The 18394-nt window shown below is 68.2% G+C and carries 15 protein-coding genes; 5 read left to right on the top strand and 10 right to left on the bottom strand.

Features of this window, described 5'->3' with window-relative positions; translation table 11 throughout:
- Positions 1-112 precede the first annotated feature (112 nt).
- The 8 genes from AB0I51_RS47150 to AB0I51_RS47185 form a co-directional block, all read right to left on the bottom strand.
- A complete protein-coding gene (locus AB0I51_RS47150) occupies positions 113-241 on the bottom strand; it encodes a hypothetical protein (RefSeq protein WP_362985525.1) in 129 nt (42 codons plus the stop codon).
- Positions 242-375: 134 nt separating this feature from the next.
- A complete protein-coding gene (locus tag AB0I51_RS47155) occupies positions 376-1620 on the bottom strand; it encodes an IS256 family transposase (protein ID WP_362985527.1) in 1245 nt (414 codons plus the stop codon).
- 234 nt (positions 1621-1854) lie between these two features.
- Positions 1855-3723: an RICIN domain-containing protein gene (locus tag AB0I51_RS47160; RefSeq protein ID WP_362985500.1), complete on the bottom strand. Its 1869-nt coding sequence runs from the start codon at positions 3721-3723 to the stop codon at positions 1855-1857.
- A 54-nt stretch (positions 3724-3777) separates the two neighbouring features.
- The gene (locus tag AB0I51_RS47165) at positions 3778-5532 is read right to left on the bottom strand and encodes a trehalase family glycosidase (RefSeq protein WP_362985502.1); all 1755 of its coding nucleotides are present in this window, start codon (positions 5530-5532) and stop codon (positions 3778-3780) included.
- A 65-nt stretch (positions 5533-5597) separates the two neighbouring features.
- Complete coding sequence (locus AB0I51_RS47170; protein ID WP_362985504.1) at positions 5598-6437, bottom strand: carbohydrate ABC transporter permease; 840 nt, start codon at positions 6435-6437, stop codon at positions 5598-5600.
- Positions 6434-7405, bottom strand: a complete 972-nt coding sequence (locus AB0I51_RS47175) for a sugar ABC transporter permease (RefSeq protein WP_362985506.1) — start codon at positions 7403-7405, stop codon at positions 6434-6436. The genes AB0I51_RS47170 and AB0I51_RS47175 overlap by 4 nt, the downstream gene beginning before the upstream one ends.
- Positions 7406-7425: 20 nt before the next feature.
- Complete coding sequence (locus AB0I51_RS47180) at positions 7426-8673, bottom strand: extracellular solute-binding protein (RefSeq protein WP_362985508.1); 1248 nt, start codon at positions 8671-8673, stop codon at positions 7426-7428.
- Positions 8674-8806: 133 nt separating this feature from the next.
- Positions 8807-9838, bottom strand: coding sequence for a LacI family DNA-binding transcriptional regulator (locus AB0I51_RS47185; RefSeq protein WP_362985510.1), 1032 nt, complete (start codon positions 9836-9838; stop codon positions 8807-8809).
- 368 nt (positions 9839-10206) lie between these two features.
- Between AB0I51_RS47185 and AB0I51_RS47190 the strand changes: the two genes are divergently transcribed.
- From AB0I51_RS47190 to AB0I51_RS47205, 4 genes are all read left to right on the top strand, one after another.
- On the top strand, positions 10207-13866 hold the full coding sequence (locus AB0I51_RS47190; RefSeq protein ID WP_362985512.1) for a LamG-like jellyroll fold domain-containing protein: 3660 nt from the start codon (positions 10207-10209) through the stop codon (positions 13864-13866).
- A gap of 477 nt (positions 13867-14343) precedes the next feature.
- Entirely contained in the window at positions 14344-14754 is a 411-nt protein-coding gene (locus AB0I51_RS47195; RefSeq protein ID WP_362985514.1) for a hypothetical protein, read from the top strand.
- Positions 14755-14829: 75 nt separating this feature from the next.
- Positions 14830-15216: a hypothetical protein gene (locus AB0I51_RS47200; RefSeq protein ID WP_362985516.1), complete on the top strand. Its 387-nt coding sequence runs from the start codon at positions 14830-14832 to the stop codon at positions 15214-15216.
- A gap of 29 nt (positions 15217-15245) precedes the next feature.
- Positions 15246-15617 carry a hypothetical protein gene (locus AB0I51_RS47205; protein ID WP_362985518.1) on the top strand — a complete coding sequence of 124 codons (372 nt, stop codon included), beginning with the start codon at positions 15246-15248 and terminating at the stop codon, positions 15615-15617.
- A 113-nt stretch (positions 15618-15730) separates the two neighbouring features.
- On the opposite strand, the gene AB0I51_RS47210 is transcribed toward AB0I51_RS47205, so the two are convergent.
- Together AB0I51_RS47210 and AB0I51_RS47215 are read right to left on the bottom strand one after the other, a co-directional pair.
- Entirely contained in the window at positions 15731-16903 is a 1173-nt protein-coding gene (locus AB0I51_RS47210; RefSeq protein ID WP_362985520.1) for a hypothetical protein, read from the bottom strand.
- Positions 16904-16986: 83 nt separating this feature from the next.
- Positions 16987-17436, bottom strand: coding sequence for a hypothetical protein (locus AB0I51_RS47215; protein WP_362985521.1), 450 nt, complete (start codon positions 17434-17436; stop codon positions 16987-16989).
- A 378-nt stretch (positions 17437-17814) separates the two neighbouring features.
- On the opposite strand from AB0I51_RS47215, the gene AB0I51_RS47220 reads away from it, so the two are divergent.
- Positions 17815-18300: a hypothetical protein gene (locus tag AB0I51_RS47220; RefSeq protein WP_362985523.1), complete on the top strand. Its 486-nt coding sequence runs from the start codon at positions 17815-17817 to the stop codon at positions 18298-18300.
- Positions 18301-18394: the final 94 nt, after the last annotated feature.

Below are 18394 nucleotides of genomic sequence, written 5' to 3' on the forward strand. Positions count from 1 at the left end.
CTGACCACGGCGATCTGGCACAACCACCACACCGGCCAACCAGTCATCCGCTCACTGACCGGCTACGACCACTGACCTTGGAATCAATCATCTAGAGGCCGACCCCCTCGCACTAGGAAGAAGTCCCGTGGTTGTAGACCGACTTGACGTTGCGGTCGTCGGCCGATGAACACGTCACGGTCCCGCTGGTCCAGTCGCTGTCGGCGTTGCTCCAACTGCAGCGGTTTCCCGTGTAGTTGATTTGGTCTCATACGCACAGGCTGCCGGAAGGGCAGTCACTCGCGGCGGCTTCGGCGGAACTCGGTGCCAACAGGCCCAGAGCCGCCACCGTGGCGGGGGTCTGTAAAGCGAGCGGTGTAACTGGGGTTGGTGTGGCTAGAGTTGGCCTGCGGTGAGACGGCCGTCGAAGGCCAGGTCGAAGGCGTTCATGGCGCCCTTCCAGCGCATGGTCCAGCGTTTGCGGCCGGCGCCGGTCGGGTCGAGGCTCATGACCGCCGTGTAGACGCACTTGAGGGCAGCCTGCTCCGTGGGGAAGTGCCCGCGGGACCGGACGGCCTTGCGGATGCGCGCGTTGACGCTCTCGATGCTGTTCGTTGTGCACACAATGCGGCGTATCTCAGCATCGAACTGAAGGAAAGGCGTGAACTCGGGCCAGCTGGACTCCCAGAGTCGGACGATCGCCGGGTACTTCTTGCCCCAGGTCTCGGCGAATTCCAGGAACCGCGTCGTGGCCGCGTCCTCGGTCGGCGCGGTGTAGACGGGCTTGAGCGCCTTCGCGATCTTGTCCCAGTCCTGTCGGGCCGCGTAACGGAATGACGCCCGCAGCAGGTGAACCACACATGTTTGCACCACAGTTCGCGGCCAGACTTCGCCGACCGCGTCGGGCAGTCCCTTCAGCCCGTCGCAGACCAGCATGAGGACGTCTTCGACGCCCCTGTTCTTGAGCTCGGAGAGCACCCGCAGCCAGTGTTTCGCGCCTTCGCCGCCGTCGCCGGCCCACAGGCCGAGGATGTCGCGGTGTCCCTCGGCGGTGACCGCCAGGGCCACGTAGACCGGCCTGTTCGCTACTTGGCCATCGCGAATCTTGACGTTGACAGCGTCAATGAAGACGACCGGGTAGACGCGGTCGAGCGGCCGGTTCTGCCATTCCGCCATGCCGTCCATCACCTTGTCGGTGATCGTGCTGATGGTCGTCTTGGACACGTCCGCGCCGTAGACCTCGGCCAGGTGCGCGGAGATCTCCCCGTGCGTGAGGCCCTTCGCGAACAGCGAAAGCACCATCTCGTCCACGCCGGTCAGCCTGCGCTGCCGCTTCTTGACGACGGCCGGCTCGAAGGAGCCCTCCCGGTCGCGGGGCACGTCGATCTCGACCGGCCCGATGTCCGTCAGCACCGTCTTGGACCGGGTGCCGTTACGGGAGTTGCCACCGTCCTTGCCCGCCGGATCGTGCTTGTCATAGCCCAGATGGTCGGTGATCTCGCCCTCCAGGGCGGACTCCAGAACCGCCTTGGTCAGCTGCTGCAGCAGCCCGCCCTCGCCGGTCAGCTGCAGCCCCTTGCTGCGGGCCTGCTCGACGAGCTGGTCGATCAGTTTCTGCTCGACCGTCGCGGCCTCCGGCAACGGAGACGCCTGGTTATCGGCAGCCACGAACTCGGTCACGGTGTCAGTCACTTGATGTCTCTTCCATGATCATCAATTACACCGGTGAGCGTACAAACCCGGAGCCGGAATCGCCGACGGCTGATCGCAGGACAAAGAGCCCACAGGGACCGCTGCTTCTTTCGCGACAGCCCGGGGCCAACGCAATGTGGAGGGGTGTGGGGACTCCCTCCACATCGACACGGGCGACGGCGGTCAGCTCTTGCCGAGCAGCCGCCAGATCTGGTTCTTCTTCGCGCTCAGTACGCTCGCTGCGTCGCAGGTCCACTGGTGGATCAGCGCACCGGCGGTGGTCGAGACGCCGGTGACGTCGACGCACTTGCCGCTGTGGACGGCGACGAGTTGGTAGTCGTGGCTGTTGCCGAGTGCGGTGACGGGGTTGAGGGTGAACTGCTGGTTGGCGGCACCGCTGCAGGTGTACTGGATGACGGCGGCGCCGTCGGCGGTGGAGGCGCCCGAGACGTCAAGGCACTTGCCGCTCAACTCATTGACCACGGTGTACGTGTTGGCCGTACCACTGACCGGCTTGAGGTCGAGCATCTGCTGGTAGCCGCCCTCGCAGTAGTACTGCTGGTACTGGGTGCCGTTGGCGGTACTGACACCCGTGTCGTCCAGGCACTGGCCGCTGTTCTGGCTGACGGCGACCGTCGAGACAGTGGTGTTGGACGGGGGCAGCAGGGTGACGGTGTAACCGTCCTTGGCGTTCGCCCACGGCAGGCTCACCGAGGCGGCGTTGCCGCTGACCGTGAGGGTCGTGTCGGAGATCGTCTCAGGGCCGGTCACCGCAGCTCCGCTGTTGTACGGGATGCGCTGGACGATTGCGCGGACCTGGCTGTTCGTCACGACGGACGTGGTGTTGAGCCCGGTCAGGTTGACGGTGACAGTGCCCGTGTTGCCGCTGCTGCCGAGCAGCACCTTGGCGTTCTTCGCGGAGTTGTCCTTGGTGGCCAGGCCGTCGGTACCGGTGCCGGGTATGAGGTTGACGATGTTGCCGCTCTGGGAGCCGTAGTAGCGGTACATGAACCACTCGCCGAGCGGCAGGTACTGGCCCGCGCTGTTCTTGGTGAGCAGGTTGGCCTCGTCGTCGTGCAAGGCGGTGCCGGAGGCCCAGTTGCCGCGCAGTCCGTCGGCGCCGGCGCGTTCCAGGCGGCCGATGAACCAGGCGCCGCCGCCCGGGGACTGCATGGACAGGGTGGCGTACTCGTTGATCTGGTACGCGCGGGTGTTGGTCAACCCGGCTGCGGAGAGTGTGGAGTTGGCGCGGCCGACGTCGGTGACCGGGTCACCGGGTTCGTCGTGCCAGCTGTAGATGTCGGGGGCGACGTTGTTCGCCTTGACGTAGGTCAGGTACGTCGTCCACCAGCTGTTGGAGGAGTTGGGCTGGCCCGCGGTGCTGGGTCCGACGATGAGCTGGGCAGGGAAGGCGGCGCGCACCTTGGCGTAGAAGCGCGACCACATCTGCAGGTACTGCGTCTGCGACGCGCCCCAGAAGCCGCTGCCGTCGGGCTCGTTCCACAGGTCCCACTGGACCGTCATGTTGTTGGCCTTGACGTCACCGATGAGCTGGGTGACGAAGGCGTCGAACTGCGTCCAGTCGCCGTTGTCACCGGGCCAGCCCTGGCTGGTGGTGCCGTCGGCGCCCCACAGGTCGTGCGGGAGCAGGACGAAGGTGCCGCCGAGGGCGGCGGTCCGCTTGTACTGGGCGAGAGTCGAGGCCCAGCGGGTCTGGTAGTCGGCGAGGCTGGTGGCGTAGCCGCCGCTGTTGAGCTGGGCACCGCCGGCTCGCATGAAGTGCCACTTGATGTCGGTGAAGAAGTGGTCCTGCGGCAGCGAGCCGTCCGGGGTCATCCCGTAGATCATGCCGGAGGCGTGGTAGGTGGGGGCGCCGCCGGCGGTGGAGAAGTCGACGGTCACGGAGGTGTCGGCGGCACGGGCCGTGGTCGCGGGGAGGGCGAGGGCGGCGAAGGAGGCTAGGACCGCCGCGACTACGGCGGTCCTGCGGCCTCTCGCGACAGGTGGTCTGCCGGTGCGTCCGGCTGGGGAACGGAATCGAGGTATGCGCATGTGCGGGTCTCCCGAAAGGGGTACTTCCTGGGCGCGGCTCGCCCAGGGGGTCTGTCAGCCGACGGCCTCGGTGGCCTCGGCGCGCCTCAGCTCGTGGGCCTCGGCGAGGAGCAGGTAACTGCTGGCGGTCCAGGTGTAGGCGCGGTCGCGCAGGCCCGCGCCGGTGAGGGCGTCGAAGTTCTCCGCGAAACCCGAGGTCTCGCACAGGCCGCGGAAGCGGGTGCTGATCTCGTCCGCGAGACGGTCGTGGCCGGCACGGCGCAGGCCGTCCTCGATCAGGACGGTGGACGGGGCCCAGATCGGTCCGCGCCAGTAGCCGTCGTCCAAGTAGTGCGGTGAGGTGGGCAGTTCGGTGGCGAGGCCGTGCGCGGTGAGGTGGGCCTCGATGCGTTCGGCCAGCGCGTCGCCGATGTGCTCGGGCAGGTGCTCGCCGAGCACGACGGGCATCAGGTCGAGCAGGCTGGAACTGGTCCAGGTGGCCCCGCTGTGTGCCGAACGGGCGACGAACCGGTGGCCGGTCCACAACTCGTCGAACAGCGCCGCCTGCGTCGCGTCGGCCGTCCGGGTCCACCTACGCGTGTCGTCCGGAAGCCCCAACTCGTCCGCCAGCACGGCGAGTTCGCGCAGTTGGAGGATGAGGAAGGCGGCCAGGTCGGCGCTGACGATCACGCGTTCGGGGTCGAAGGTGGTGGCGTTGTCCCAGCCACTGTCGTTGCCGTGCTGGTAGTGCGGGAGGGCGGCCCCGGGTGCGCGCCGCGCGGTGAGCCAGAACTCCGTCCAGCGGGCCAGTCGGTCGTAGACCTCGGCCAACTCGGCCTCGCCGAGCGGCTCGTGCAGCCGTCTGCGCAGGTGGTACAGGGCCCAGCCGTGGATGGGGGGTTTGACGAAGTTGTAGAGGATCTCCGAGTGGGTCACCGAGTCGGGCAGCGCGCCGGTCTCGTCCTGGTGGTCGAAGGGCAGCGCGAACTGGTCCAGGGCGAGTCCGGGCGAACCGGGCGCCAGGGCAAGGGCGTTGAAGCAGTGGTCCCAGCTCCACACCTTGTCCATCCAGTGCTTCGACATCAGCACGGCGGGCCGGGTGACGAAGCCGCGTGGCCGGACGGTCGCCGACCACAGCACGTAGGCGGCGAGTTCCGCGGCGGGGGTCCTGGACGAACGCCAGGGTGCGACGGTGTCGGCGAAGGAGGCGAAAGCATCATGCGCGGCGTCCACGACCTGGTCGAAGGATGCCGAGGACGTGTACGGGCGGCGGGCGGTCTCGTACTCCTCGACCGCGATCTCCCAGGCCGCGCCTGTCCCGGCGCCGATCGTGACACCTCGCGCGGCGCTGCCCAGGCTCTGTGTGCCGGACGCCTCGGTCACGGTCCCGGACAGCACGGTGACGCGGTAGCGCCGCCCGGTCTCGTACGAGGTGAACACATAGGCCCCGGTACCGGGTTCGGGATAGAAGTAGGTGCCGCTGAACGGGGTCAGCGTGGCTGCCGCCGCGCCGACGTGGAGGCCCAGCCCGGCACCGCGCAGGCGTACGGTGTCCGGCGATTCGTAGGCGAGGTCGATGCGGCCGGCAGCACCGACCCAGCTGAGCTGGCTCGGGGTCGCGTGCGGCGCGGTGTCGGCGCGGTCGCCGGCGGTCGTGTCGAGCGGGACGAGACGCAGCACGGCGTGCATGCCGTTCTGGTGCGAGACGAGGTGGAGGTCGTCGGCGATCGTCTTCTCCGCCACCACGGGCGAGATACCGAACCATGACCCGCGGGTGCTGAACGGGATGTCGTGGACGGAGAAGGCCGGGCCGGACGGGGCGGCGGTCATGCAGCGTGACTCGTTTCTGGAGCAGGGGGTGATCGGCACACGGGCGAGCAGGAATCAGGAAGACGTCAGTCCTTGACGGCGCCCGCGGTGACGCCGGCGGCGACGTAGCGCTGGGCGAGGACCAGGATCACCGTGGCGGGCAGCGAGGCCACGACGGCGGTGGCCATGATGGCGTTCCACTGTTGGTTGTTGTTGCCGATGTAGTGGTAGATACCGAGGGTGATCGGCTCGTGTGTGCCGCCGTTGGCGAGGGTGCTGGCGAAGACGAAGTCGGACCAGGACCACAGGAACGCGAACAGCGACACCGTGACGATGGAGTTGCGGCTCATGGGCAGCACGATCGACCAGAAGGTGCGTACGGGCCCGGCGCCGTCCGTCTTCGCGGCCTGGAGCAGTTCGCCGGGGATGCCGGACATGAACGCGGTGAAGATCAGCACGGCGAACGGCACGGCCAGCGTGGAGTCGGCGACGATCAGGCCGGGGACCGACTGAAGCAGGCCGAGACTGAGGTAGATGGCGTAGAAGCCCATCGCCATGATGATGCCGGGGATCATCTGGGCGACCAGGAAGAGGAAACTGAGCACGCCGCCGCCACGGGGCCGGAGTTTGGCCAGGGCGTAGCCGGCCGGTGCGGCCAGGGCCACCGTCAGCACGACCGTGCCCAGACCGATGACGAGGCTGGTGCCGAGGTAGGGCAACTGCTGGTCCAGGACGGCGCGGTAGCCCGCCAGGGTGCCGTGCAGGGGGATCAGGTCCGGCGGGCTCTTGCGCATGTCCTGGTCGCGGGTGAAGGACACGTTGAGCATCCAGTAGACCGGGAAGAGCATCACTGCGGTGAACAGGACGCCGATGGCCGTCTGCCACCACGTGCGGTTGGTGCGTCGGTTGATGACAGTGCCGCTCATGACAGTGCCTGCTTCCGCTGGACCCGGACGTAGACCAGGCCGAACACCAGGGCGGCGACCACCAGGAGGTTTCCTACGGCCGCTCCGGGGCCGAAGGCCGGCAGCAGGTTGCCGAAGCCGAGTTGGTAGGACCAGGTGGCGAAGGTGGTGGAGGAGTCGGCCGGGCCGCCCTTGGTCATGATCCAGATGATGTCGAAGACCTTGAGCGTGTAGACGAGGCCGAGGAGGAGGGTGATCGCGGACACCGGGCGGAGCAGCGGGAAGGTGATCCGCCAGAACCGCTGCCAGGCGTTCGCCCCGTCGAGGGCGGCGGCCTCGTAGAGGCTCGCGGGAATGGACTGGAGGCCGCTGTGCAGGACCACCAGGTTGAACGGGACGCCGATCCAGATGTTCGCGATGATCACCGACGCCAGCGACCAGCCCGGTGCGGTCAGCCAGTTGACCGGTCCGATACCGACGGCATGCAGGACGGCGTTGACGACACCGGAGTCGCTGTTGAGCATCCACGACCAGGTGGACGCCGACACGATCAGCGGCAACAGCCACGGCACCAGGAAGAGGGCCCGCAGGGTCGCGGAGAGCCGGAAACGCTGGTTGAAGAAGACCGCGAGGGCCAGGCCGATGGCGTACTGGAAGACCAGACACACGGTGGTGAAGACCACGGTGTGCAACAGCGCCGGGGCGAAGGTCGGATCGTCGAGGACCGTGCGGTAGTTGGCCAGGCCCGTGAAGGGTGCGTCGCCCTGGACGAAGGACCGGACCGTGTAGTTGCGCAGGCTCAGGTCGATGTTGCGGTAGAGGGGATAGGCGTAGAAGAGGACGAGGTAGAGGGTCACCGGGGTGAGGAAGCCCCAGGCTGCCCACTGCTGGGAGGTGGGGCGACGCCGTGCCCGGGGCGGTGCGGTGGGGGCCGCACCGCTGTGGTGGCGCACGGGCCGCCGTTGTGGCACTTGGGTCATGTGACTCATCAACTGGCCCTGGTCTCTGGTTACTTGACGGCCGACTGGGCGGCGGACAGTGCGTCCTTCGGCGACTTCGAACCGCTGAGCGCGGACTGGACCGCCTTCCACAACTGCTCCGAGATCTTGGGGTACTTGGTGCCCAGATCGTCGCTGGTGCGTCCCTTGGCCGCCTTGACCGCGTCGACCCAGGGCTTCAACTCGGCGTTCGCCGCGACCTGTTTGTCCTGGACCTCGGTGGTGGGTGCCACGTACGACAGCGTGGTGTCGGTGTTGAGGAGGTTGTCGGTGCTGGTCAGGCAGGTCACGATCTTCTGGGAGGTGGCATAGCGGTCGGTCTTGCCCTGGACCGGGACGGTGACGAACTCGCCGCCGGTCGGGGCCGCCGCGTTGCCACCGTCGGTGGCCGGAACGGGGACGACTCCGTACTCGAAGCCGGCCTTCTTGGCGTTGGCGAGCTGCCAGGTGCCGTTCTCGCTGAACGCGTAGTCGCCGGTCGCGAACTCCTGCCAGCTGGTTGTCTGGGTGTTGTTGAGGACCGAGTTCGGGGCGTAGCCGTTCTTCAGCCAGCCCTGCCACAGCGTCAGCGCGGAGACCGCCTTGTCGGAGTCGAGCGCGGTCAGCTCGGCACCCGATCCCCAGAACCAGGGCAGGAACTGGAAGGTGCCCTCCTCCGTGCCGATCGCGGAGAACGTGATGCCCTTCTTGCCCGCCTTCTTGACCTTCGCGAGCGCGGCGGTCAGCGACTTCCAGTCCTTGACAGAGGTGATGTCGACGCCTGCCTGCTTCAGCACTGCCTTGTTGTAGTAGAGGGCGAGGGTGTTGGCGCCGATCGGCATGCCGTACGTCTTGCCACCCGCCTGTCCGGCGGCGAGGAGGTTGGGGTTCACCTTCGAGGTGTCCAGCTTGTTGTCGTCGGTCGTGGTGAGGACACCGGCCTCGGCCAGGGTCGACACCACCGGGTTGTCGACAATGAGGACGTCGGCGGAGTTGTCCTGCTGGGCCGCCAGCAGCGCCTTGTTCGCCAGGTCGCTGGTGTCGAACGCAGTCCGCTTGATCTTCACCCCGGCCTTCGTGCCGCACGCGTCGAGCAGCTTCGCCCACGCGGAGGTCTTGTCGAACTGCGGGTAGGGGTCCCAGATCGTGTAGGTGCCGCTGTCCGCGGCCTTGGTGCCGGTGCTGCCCGAACCGGAGGAACAGGCGGTGGCGGTGCCGGCGACGGCGAGGACCGTCACGGTCGCGGCGGTGAGGCGAAGTCGTCTGAGGGAGCTGTGCATTGCGCGTTCCTTCGTTTTTGGCACGGGTGTGCCGAGGGAGGGTGACGAGGGGGGAAAGCGGGCATGCCGAACAGCCACGGTGAGGGGGGTACGCCTGTGAACCGTGATCAGAGAGTGGTGTCGGGGGTCGAGGTCAGCGCGCCTCGGGGGACGGCGTGCCGATGCCGGGCCCCGTGCTGGCACGGAGCGAGATCGGCGGTGCGAGCAGGTGGTGCCGGGGCGTCGCGTCGGACCGGCTGATCCGCTCGACGAGGAGGTCGACGGCGTGTCGGCCCATCTCCTCGGCCGGTACGTCCGCCGCGGTGAGCTGCGGGGTCACCGTCTCCGCCCACCGGCCGGCCACGACTCCGGTGACGGAGAAGTCGCGCGGTACATGACGGCCGGCCTGGGCCAGTCCGCGGTACAGGCCGCCGAGCGCGGCCTCGTTGAGGGTGACCAGGGCTGTGGTGGCCGGGTCGTCGTGCAGGATCTGTTCCAGGCACGCCTGGCCGGACGCGGCGTCGTCCCCGCAGCAGTACGTCCGCACGGTCAGTCCCCGCTCGGCCGCGGCCTTCGTGAAGCCGTCGAGGCCGCGATGGGCCGACTCGTATCCGGCCCGCAGCAACTGCTCGGGACGGTTGACGAAGGCGACCCTGCGGTGGCCGAGGTCCGCGAGGTGGTGCACGCACGCCGCCGCCAGTGCGGTGTGGTCCAGACCGACCCACCAGGTGCCTTCGGGATGTGCGGTGCGGCCGATGGCGACGGAGGGGAAGCCGAGGGCGGCCAGGTGATCGACCCGGTCGTCCTCCAGCCTGATCTCCATCAGGATCGCGCCGTCGACCCGCCGCTCCCCCAGCATCCGCTGGAACGAGCGGTCGCTGTCCACGCCGCTGGGTGACAGCAGGACGTCGTAGTCGTGGGCCGCGGCGGCCTCCACCACGCTGCCGATGAAGTCGAGTTGCATACCGGTGTAGTGGTTGCCGGCCGGCGGGAAGACCAGGCCGATCGTGTTGGTCCGTCCGTTGGCCAGGGCGCGCGCACTGGCGTTGGGCCGGTAGCCCAGCTCGTCGATGACGCGCTGGATCTTCCGGCGGGTCTCCTCCGACACCGGGCGCTTGCCGCTCAGCGCGACGGACACGGTGCTCCGCGAGACACCGGCCCGCCTGGCGATCTCACCGATGTTCACGGGCACTCCCTGGATGGATCGAACCGGTTCGACATTGCGTAGAGCGACAGCCGGTCATCGAACCGGTTCGCGTGAAGTGAAGGTAGGAACAAGCCCGGCACCTGTCAACACCTCGGACTGCGGTTTCCGAAAGGACCCTGTAACCCGCCGTACATGGCGCAGGCTCCGTGTGTCGGGGGGATTGCTGGCCGCTTTCCTCGGTGCTAGCTTCGCCGAACCGGTTCGACTCCCTCCACCCCACCATCCGCACGCCACCGCTGCCTTCCTGGCCGGCGGTCCTCACCCTGTCGGCCGTCGGCCGGACCGGGGCTGGAAAAGAGGCGTGGGTCAACCGGCACCGTGGCCCCTCAAGGATGAGGACGTAATCCATGCCATCCGCTCACAGATCCCGCCGCCGAGCCTCGGCCGCCGCAGCCCTGGCGGTCGGCGTGGGCCTGCTGGCCGCACCGCCAGTCCCCGCGCAGGCGGCCGAGGCACCCCAGCCCGCCGCCCGCTACACCTTCGACCAGGACGACCTCACCTCGGGGAAGATCACCGACAGTTCCGGAAACGGCCTGACGGCGAGCCTGGTGAACGGCGACACCGCCCAGTCCGTCGCGGGCACCGACGGAGGCAAGGCACTCGCCCTGCCCGGCGGGGCGCCCGCCTCGAACGGCGCGTATGTCCGCCTTCCTCGCGAAGTGCTAGGCGACGCAACCGACTTGACGGTCTCGGCCCGCGTGAAGTGGAGCAGTGACACATCGCCCTGGCAGCGGATCTTCGATCTGGGGACCGACAACACGAAGTACCTCTTCACCACCCCGTCCAACAACGGCGGGGTGCTGCAGACCTCCGTGACCACCGGCGGAGGCGGCGCGGAGGCACAGGTCCGCGGGTACGCGAAGCTTCCTGCGGACCAGTGGCGGACCGTCACCGTCACCCTCGACAGCGCGGCCGGCCGGGTCACCACCTACCTCGACGGCGTGGCGGTCTCCTCCGCCGAGACCGGCGTCAGGGCGAAGGAGTTGCTGGACGGTTCGGCGACGTCCGCCGGCTACATAGGCAAGTCCTTCTACCCCGACCCGTTGCTCAAGGGCGCGATCGACGACTTCACCGTGTGGCACACGGCGCTCAGCGCCGACCAGGTGGCCGGCACGGTCGGTAGCCTTCCCACCCTCCAGGAGATCTCGCAGACGTCCTTCGAGGTCCGTACGACGACGGGAACCGCCCCGTCCCTCCCGGCCGCCGTCCGGGCCTCCTTCTCCGACGGTTACGACCGCGACACACCCATCACCTGGGACGCCGTACCGTCCGACGAATACGCCCGGCCCGGCACCTTCACGGTGGCCGGAACCGCGTCCGGCCGCGTGGTGAAGGCGACCGTCACCGTGGTTCGAGAGGGACAGCTCACCGTCGACCTGGGCTCGGACACCGGCGCGTTCCACGGTGGCGCCTCCGGCACCCTCTACGGGGTGTACGGGCCGGACGTACCCACCAACAACCTCATCGAGGGCATGGGCCTGCGCACGGTCTCCACTAAGGCTCAAGACGGCCCGCAACACCCCGGTGCCGACGCGCTGGACGTGGTCGGACCGCTGGCCGACTCCACCGACGGTGACGTCTACATCTACATGACGGACATCCACCGCGGCTTCCCCTACCAGTGGCCGGGCGACACCCCCGCGGAGAAGCTGAAGCTCTACATGGAGAAGATCGCCAAGCAGGTCGACCAGGTCCTGCAGTTGCCGCACGAGTACCAGGACAACATCGTCTTCGTGCCGTTCAACGAGCCCGAGGGCAACATGTTCGGCACCGGCGAGTGGAGCTACGACAAGGTCAGTTGGCTCACCGACCCGGACGCCTACTTCGCCGCCTGGGACGACGCGTACAAGCTCATCAAGGGCAAGTTGCCCGACGCCCGCATCGCCGGTCCCAACACCAGCGTCCTGTACGACCAGGTGAAGGGCTTCCTCACGCACGCGCTGGCCGCCGGCACGCTCCCGGACGTCATCACCTGGCACGAGCTGAGCCACCCGGAGGCGGTGCGCGAGAGCGTCGCCACCTACCGGGCGTGGGAGAAGGAGCTGTTCAAGGGCACCTCTCGTGAGGGCACACAGCTCCCGGTCAACATCAACGAGTACGCCTTCAACTACCACACCTCGGTCCCCGGCCAGATGATCCAATGGGTGTCCGCGATCGAGGAGTCCAAGGTGGACGCCGACATCGCCTACTGGAACATCGACGGCAACCTCTCCGACTCCGCGGTGCAGTCCAACCGCGGCAACGGCCAGTGGTGGCTGCTGAACTCGTACGCCTCGATGAGCGGGCACACCGTGAAGGTGACCCCGCCGTTCCCCGGCGAGAACTACACCATGCAGGGCGTCGGTACGCTCGACCGGACGAAGAAACAGGCCCGGCTGATCTTCGGCGGCTCCACCGGCAAGGGCCACATCACCTTCGACAACGTCCCGAAGAGGCTTTTCGGGGACCGCGTGCACGCATGGGTGCGGGAGATCGAGTGGACCGGGCAGGTGGGCGACTCGCAGGGCCCGAAGCTGCTCACCGAGCAGAACCTGAAGGTCGCTGACGACGGCACGGTCGTCGTCGACTTCGGAGACGGCGCACTGCCGAAGCTGAAGGAGTCCTCGGCGTACGAGATCGTCCTCAGCCCTGCCGGAAAGGCGAAGGGGACACAGTCGCCGCCCGTGCAGTGGCAGGGTTCGTACGAGGCGGAGGACGCCGCCCACACCGGGGCCGGCTACTCCAAGAACGGCCCGGAGGGCTCGCCCGGCGACGTGTCGAAGTTCTACACCTCCGGCGGCTACGACGTGGGCGGCCTGCGCACCGGATCGGACGTCACCCTCGACACCACCGTGGATGTGCCGCAGGACGGTACCTACGATCTGAGCGTCTTCGCCAACTCCCTCAACACCTTCGACAAGGTGAAGGAGCAGGGCCCGACCAACGTCTTCCTGCGAGTGGACGGCAAGGCCGACAGTGAGCAGGAGCTGTATCTGCCGCTGGGCTACAAGTGGGTGGTGTGGGACCACACCGACACCAAGGTGAAGCTCACCAAGGGCAAGCACACCCTGACACTCGCGGCGAAGAGCCTCGACGGCAAGCGCGCCACCAAGGGCGACGCCATCGTCGACCGGCTCACCTTGTCCCTGCCGGCCGCTTCGACCGACACGCAGGTGTACGAGGGCGAGCTGGCCTGGCTTTCCGATGGCGCGCGTCCCGTCTACAACCTGCCGAAACAGGCCGGCACCCCGGCCACCGGTTCGGGCGCCGTCCAGCTCAAGAAGGGCCAGACCGCCACGTTCTGGGTCTACTCCCCCACCGACCGCGAAGCCACCCTCGGCGTCAACACCCTCGGCGCCGCGAACGCCCGCCTCTCCGTCAACGGGCACGACGTCCTGCGGCTGGGCAAGAGCAAGCACAGCATCGCGGTCTCCCTCTCGGGCGGCGTCAACAAGGTGACGGTGACCGGGGGTTCGTACACCACTCTCGTCGACCGCCTCACCGTCACCCCCACCGAGGGTGCGCTCCCGGCACGCACGTACGAGGCACAGGACGCGAAGCTCGCGGGTTCGGCCACGCTCACCCCGCTCTCCCTGGCCACCGACGGCACAGCAATCGCCGGCATCGGCGGTGAGCCCGGCAACGGCAACACCGCGACATTCACCGTCACCGCCGACCGGACCGGGCTGTACGCACTGCGCATCCGCTACTCCAACCCCGAGCAGGCCGAGGCCACGCACTACAACCCCGACCCGCTCGCCCGCCACGCCGACATCAGCGTCAACGGAGGCGAGATACGGCGCGTCAGCTTCCCGCACAGCTTCCACCAGAACAACTTCTGGGAGCTGACCGTCCCCGTCCACCTGAAGAAGGGACAGAGCACGATCACTTTCCGCTCCGAGGAACTGCCGAACTTCGACGGCACCACCTACGCCTCGGACACCTTCCCCGACGTACCACTGCGCTCCCGCTACGCACCGCTGATCGACCGGATCACCCTCGCGCCCTACGCACGGGAGGCGCGATGAGGTAAAAACCACCGCCGCGGGTCCTGCGGACGGGGTTGAGGTTGCGTTGGTTCGAGTCGGAGCCGCGTTCCTGGTAGGAGGCGGCCGGCCAGCACAGTGACCTGCATCAGCCCCCGGAGGGTCTGATGCAGGTCACTGTGTCACCCGTTCGTGCGGCGGACCCACACCCCACCGAGGCCCTCGAGGCCCACGGACAGGCTCTCGAGGCGGCGCGCGGGACGGAGGAGCGGGAGGAACAGGCACGCGCCCACGTCTGAACCGGCCGCCGTGGTGCGAGTCGGCAACGACCAGGTCGCAGAGTCAAACCACATCCACGAAGCCTCGAAGTTCTGTACGGCGTTGGGCTCACCACGGGCGCAGCAGGTCTCGAAGATGCCGGGCGAGCCTTTCGACCGTAGTCGAAATGTGTGACCGGAGTGCGGCGACCACTCCAGACTCGGGCGAACGGACTCAGCCTGTGAAACCGAGGGGGAGCACATGCACAAGGAAGATCGGTCGGGCAGGGGCACGAAGGCCAGGAGGGTGGGCGCCCTGTTGGCGGCCACGGCGCTCACCCTGGGAGTCGCGGTGGCGACCGCGCCCTCCGCGGCTGCCGCCAGCCCGTGCTGGAACGACGGCTCCACCAAGTGGTGGTGCAACAACGTCTCCGGCGCACGGGTGTACGGCACGGTCGGGGACAACCACATCTACCCGGACCCGAACACCGTCGTCGGCTACATGTACTCCAACCCGAGCTGGTTCTACTGCAAGGAGGACGACCAGGCATGGGTGGGCGGGCCGCACTCCACACGCTGGGAGATGACGGTCGCGGACAATGGGCGGCTCGGCTTCATGAAGGACACGGCGATCTCCAGCGAGACGGACCCGCTCCCCGACTGCATCAGGTGATCGGTGACGGCCGTGCAGCGCCACCGGCTGCTTTTCCATGGTCCCCATCTGCAACGCACCCTGGAGCCACTTCACATGCGTACACGGAAGACCCTTGCTGCCCTGTTCAGCGCCACGGCACTGGCGTTGGGGCTCGGTAGCGCCACCGCGCCCAGCGCCTCGGCGGCATCCGGCTGCTGGTACAGCGGCAGCCACTGGTGGTGCAACAACCGCGTGGGTGCGCCGGTCTACGGCTACAAGGACCTCGCCCGCTCCTACCCCGACTCCAGCCGCATCGTCGGGTACATGTACTCCAACCCCAGCTGGTTCGACTGCCGCTACGACGGCGGTCTGCCCGACGAATATGTGGGCGGTCCACACCCCTACCGCTGGGAGTGGACCGAGGCCGACAACGGGCAGTGGGGCTGGATGAAGGACACCGCCATCAGCAGCGAGACCAACACGCTGCCGGCCTGCTGGTAGACGACCGCCGACGACACACGGGGAGAGAGATGAAGTTCAGCAAGCGTGCCCTGACGGCCCTGGCGACCGCCGCGTTCTCCGCCGCCCTCACGGTGGCGGTGGCGCCGTCCTCGTCCGCGGCCTCCGGCTGCTGGTACTCCGGCGGCGAGTGGTGGTGCAACAACGTGCGGGGAGCCGCCGTGTACGAGCCCTCGGAGACCAACGGATACCCGCACGCCGATGTCGTCGTCGGGTACATGTACTCCAATCCGAGCTGGTTCCGCTGCCGCCGCGACGACGGCCCCCACGTCGGCGGACCGCACCCGAACCGGTGGGTGTTCACCGAAGCCGACAACGGCGAGTGGGGCTACATGAAGGACACGTCCATCTCCAGCGAGACGAACCCGCTGCCCGTGTGCTGACGTGACCACCTCGATCCGTCACCGCGATGTCGGTGGCCGCGGGTCCGCGGGCCGGCCCTGGGCCGTCGTGGGCGGTTCCGGCCGAACCGCCGACGACGTGCCCGGCCAGGACCTCAGCAGACGGGGACGTCGGGCAGTTCGTTGTCCGGAAAGTCGATGTAGATGTTGGTGATGTAGCCGCCGTACAGGGGGAGATAGGCCCACCAGTCGTTCGTGTACTGCCCGTCGGTGACCTCCTCGCCCTGCTTCTGGCAGCCGATCAGCGCGTCGACTCCGGCGGGCAGCCGGGTGAGCGCCTGCGAGCTGGTGGTCGTGTCGGCGCGCACCTGGACGTGGGAGCCCCATGTGCCGTACCACGAGCCGGAGCGCGGGACGGCGCCGGGGACGTTCAGTGAACGTACCAGCGTGTCGAGGGCGCTGTACGCGGCACCGAAGGGGGTTCCCTGCGGGTGCAGGGTGAAGACGGCGACGATCGAACGATCACCCGCGCCCACGGTTCCCGTGGTGTGCAGTGCGGGCCGGGCGAGGTCGACCCCCGCGCCGGGTGCGGTCGTGACCCGTCGGCCGGCGGCCGAGGCCGTCGTGTCGGCGCAGTCGCTGCTCTCGCCGCCGAAGCCGGACCAGCCCTGCTTGACCGCCCACGGCTGCTGGAACGACGCCGGGATGCCGAACCGCTGGTCGAAACCGTCGACGCCGCACCGGGTGGAGGCGCGCAGGTCACCCATGACGATGTCCCGCAGGGCGGCGGGTGCGCTGTCCAGGATCCAGCGGTAGATCCGCACGGTGTCGGCCGCCGACAGGGCCGTGTAGCCCCAGTAGCCGGGGTAGTCCGCCGGCGGGCCCGCGGTGTCCGTCAGCCCCAGGCGGGGGATCATCCGGTCGATGATCGCCGAGCCGCCGTCCTCGGTCCAGTAGAAGTCCGCCGCGGAGTCGTCGCTGGAGCGCAGCATGCTGTCGAGGCGGGCCCGGTCGTCCGACGGCAGGCCGTAGCCGGGGCCACGGTCCCACAGGTGCTCCAGAGCGATCAGAAGCTTCACCACCGAGGCGGAACGGAACTGTGTGTGGGCGTTGGACTGCTCGGTGAACGTCCCGGTCCGGCGGTCGTACACGGCGATGCCGGCGGTGACGCCTGGCGGTACGTTCACCGAGGCCGTGCGCGTGGTGATGGGTGAGGATGTCCGGGCGCGGGCGGGTGCCGCCGTGGCGAACAGGGCGGCCATCAGGACCAACCAGGCCGTCACGAGGGCGAATCCGCCTCGCGGTCCGTGTGAAGAGAAGGGTGACATGAACGACTCCCTGGCTCGGACGGGGCCGAAGAGGAACGTGTCGGGGCCGGCCCCCGTTGGAGGGGCCGGCCCCGACACGTGTGTCAGCAGTTGCGGACGGACCAGACGGGGTTCCAGTCCTGGTCACCCACCTGCGGCGGGGAGAAGGCGCGGAGCACGTTCCCGTTGGCGTCGTAGAGGTAGGAAGTGACCGACCCGGTCTGCTTGTTGAGGTAGTAGCCGTTGCCGTACCAGTTGGACAGGTAGTAACGGTTGCAGTTGTAGAGGTAGAAGATCTTCCACTTGGACACGGTCGGATCCCACACCTCGAGGCAGAGGTTCCCCGGTCCACAGGTGAACGTCTGGTCGTCCGTGCGGTAGCTCACGGTGGTGGACGGAGAGATCGTCGGGGAGACGGCGGCCACGGCCTGTGCATGGTTGCTGGTACGAAGGCCGGAGGCGGTTGCCGCCTGTGCCGGACCGGTGGCGAGGACGGCCATCAGCATGCCGACCACCACGCCGATGATGCCGAGCAGCGAGCGCTTCGCGCGCATGGATGAGACCTCCGTCGAGACGGCAGCGGGACATCTGGGACAGCGGCACGGAACGTGCCCTGACGGCGACCATCGCCGATCGCGCGAGCCGGCAGAAGCCTTTCGAACCTCGTCGAAAGGCCGCTGTCCCCGGGCAGGGCCGCATCACGCCCACCGACGGCCAACTGCCCCAGGTCGCAGGCCCGTTGAGGCGTGATCGGCCCACAGGACGGCATCGGTAGGGCCCATGGGCGTCGTTGACGTCGCCCTCGCCGAACGCCACCGTGGTCCGGCCGCACCTGATGGCCGTGCACGACCCGGACACGGTCATCGGACCGGGGACAACCACGACACGAGCATGCGCGAACACCGCCATGCCGGACGGGAGACTGCCGAACCGTGCCTACCAAGCGCTCACTCGTCGGACTGTGCGCCGCCCTCGCAATGGGGGCGGCCCTCCTCACCACCGGAACCGCGCAGGCCATCCCGGCCTCGCACGGAACCTCCTATGGTCACGTCATGACCATGCCCGCAGCGCCGAAGACGGGGCACCCTGCGGCGCTCCTGGCCGCGGCCCCCTCCACTTCTCCGGCCGTCCGCACGGCCTACGCCGGTGCCGGCGGGGGCGTGTACTGCCAGAGCGGCTACTTCTGCGCCTCGGTCTGGGACCCGACGGCCGGCAAGTTCAAGATCTTCTTCTTCTACTCCTGCAACCGCTACACCCTCTCGAACTGGATCGACTGGGCCGAGGCCCAGAACAGCCAGACCGGAGGTGCCGTCGCCGGTCTCTACGGCTCCGGCGGCGGTCTGCTGCAGACCGTCCCGGCCGACAACGCGGTCTACGCCGTCAACTGGTCACCGGTGTACTCGATCCGCAACTGCTGAGTGCCTGTTCCTGAGGCCGACATGACATGACGGTGGTCGTGACGCTTAAACGAACGGCTCGTTGGATCTTCAGGGGCTGTGAGGGCGACCGGGA

Origin of the sequence: Streptomyces sp. NPDC050549, from assembly GCF_040655035.1 — a bacterium.
Taxonomy (GTDB): domain Bacteria; phylum Actinomycetota; class Actinomycetes; order Streptomycetales; family Streptomycetaceae; genus Streptomyces.

Excerpts from the sequence above, each read along its gene's own strand:
- AB0I51_RS47180 (WP_362985508.1), bottom strand. The coding sequence starts at position 8,673 with ATGCACAGCTCCCTCAGACGACTTCGCCTCACCGCCGCGACCGTGACG.
- AB0I51_RS47160 (WP_362985500.1), bottom strand. The coding sequence starts at position 3,723 with ATGCGCATACCTCGATTCCGTTCCCCAGCCGGACGCACCGGCAGACCA.
- AB0I51_RS47170 (WP_362985504.1), bottom strand. The coding sequence starts at position 6,437 with ATGAGCGGCACTGTCATCAACCGACGCACCAACCGCACGTGGTGGCAG.
- AB0I51_RS47210 (WP_362985520.1), bottom strand. The coding sequence starts at position 16,903 with ATGTCACCCTTCTCTTCACACGGACCGCGAGGCGGATTCGCCCTCGTG.
- AB0I51_RS47165 (WP_362985502.1), bottom strand. The coding sequence starts at position 5,532 with ATGACCGCCGCCCCGTCCGGCCCGGCCTTCTCCGTCCACGACATCCCG.
- AB0I51_RS47175 (WP_362985506.1), bottom strand. The coding sequence starts at position 7,405 with ATGAGTCACATGACCCAAGTGCCACAACGGCGGCCCGTGCGCCACCAC.
- AB0I51_RS47205 (WP_362985518.1), top strand. The coding sequence starts at position 15,246 with ATGAAGTTCAGCAAGCGTGCCCTGACGGCCCTGGCGACCGCCGCGTTC.
- AB0I51_RS47215 (WP_362985521.1), bottom strand. The coding sequence starts at position 17,436 with ATGCGCGCGAAGCGCTCGCTGCTCGGCATCATCGGCGTGGTGGTCGGC.
- AB0I51_RS47200 (WP_362985516.1), top strand. The coding sequence starts at position 14,830 with ATGCGTACACGGAAGACCCTTGCTGCCCTGTTCAGCGCCACGGCACTG.
- AB0I51_RS47195 (WP_362985514.1), top strand. The coding sequence starts at position 14,344 with ATGCACAAGGAAGATCGGTCGGGCAGGGGCACGAAGGCCAGGAGGGTG.
- AB0I51_RS47190 (WP_362985512.1), top strand. The coding sequence starts at position 10,207 with ATGCCATCCGCTCACAGATCCCGCCGCCGAGCCTCGGCCGCCGCAGCC.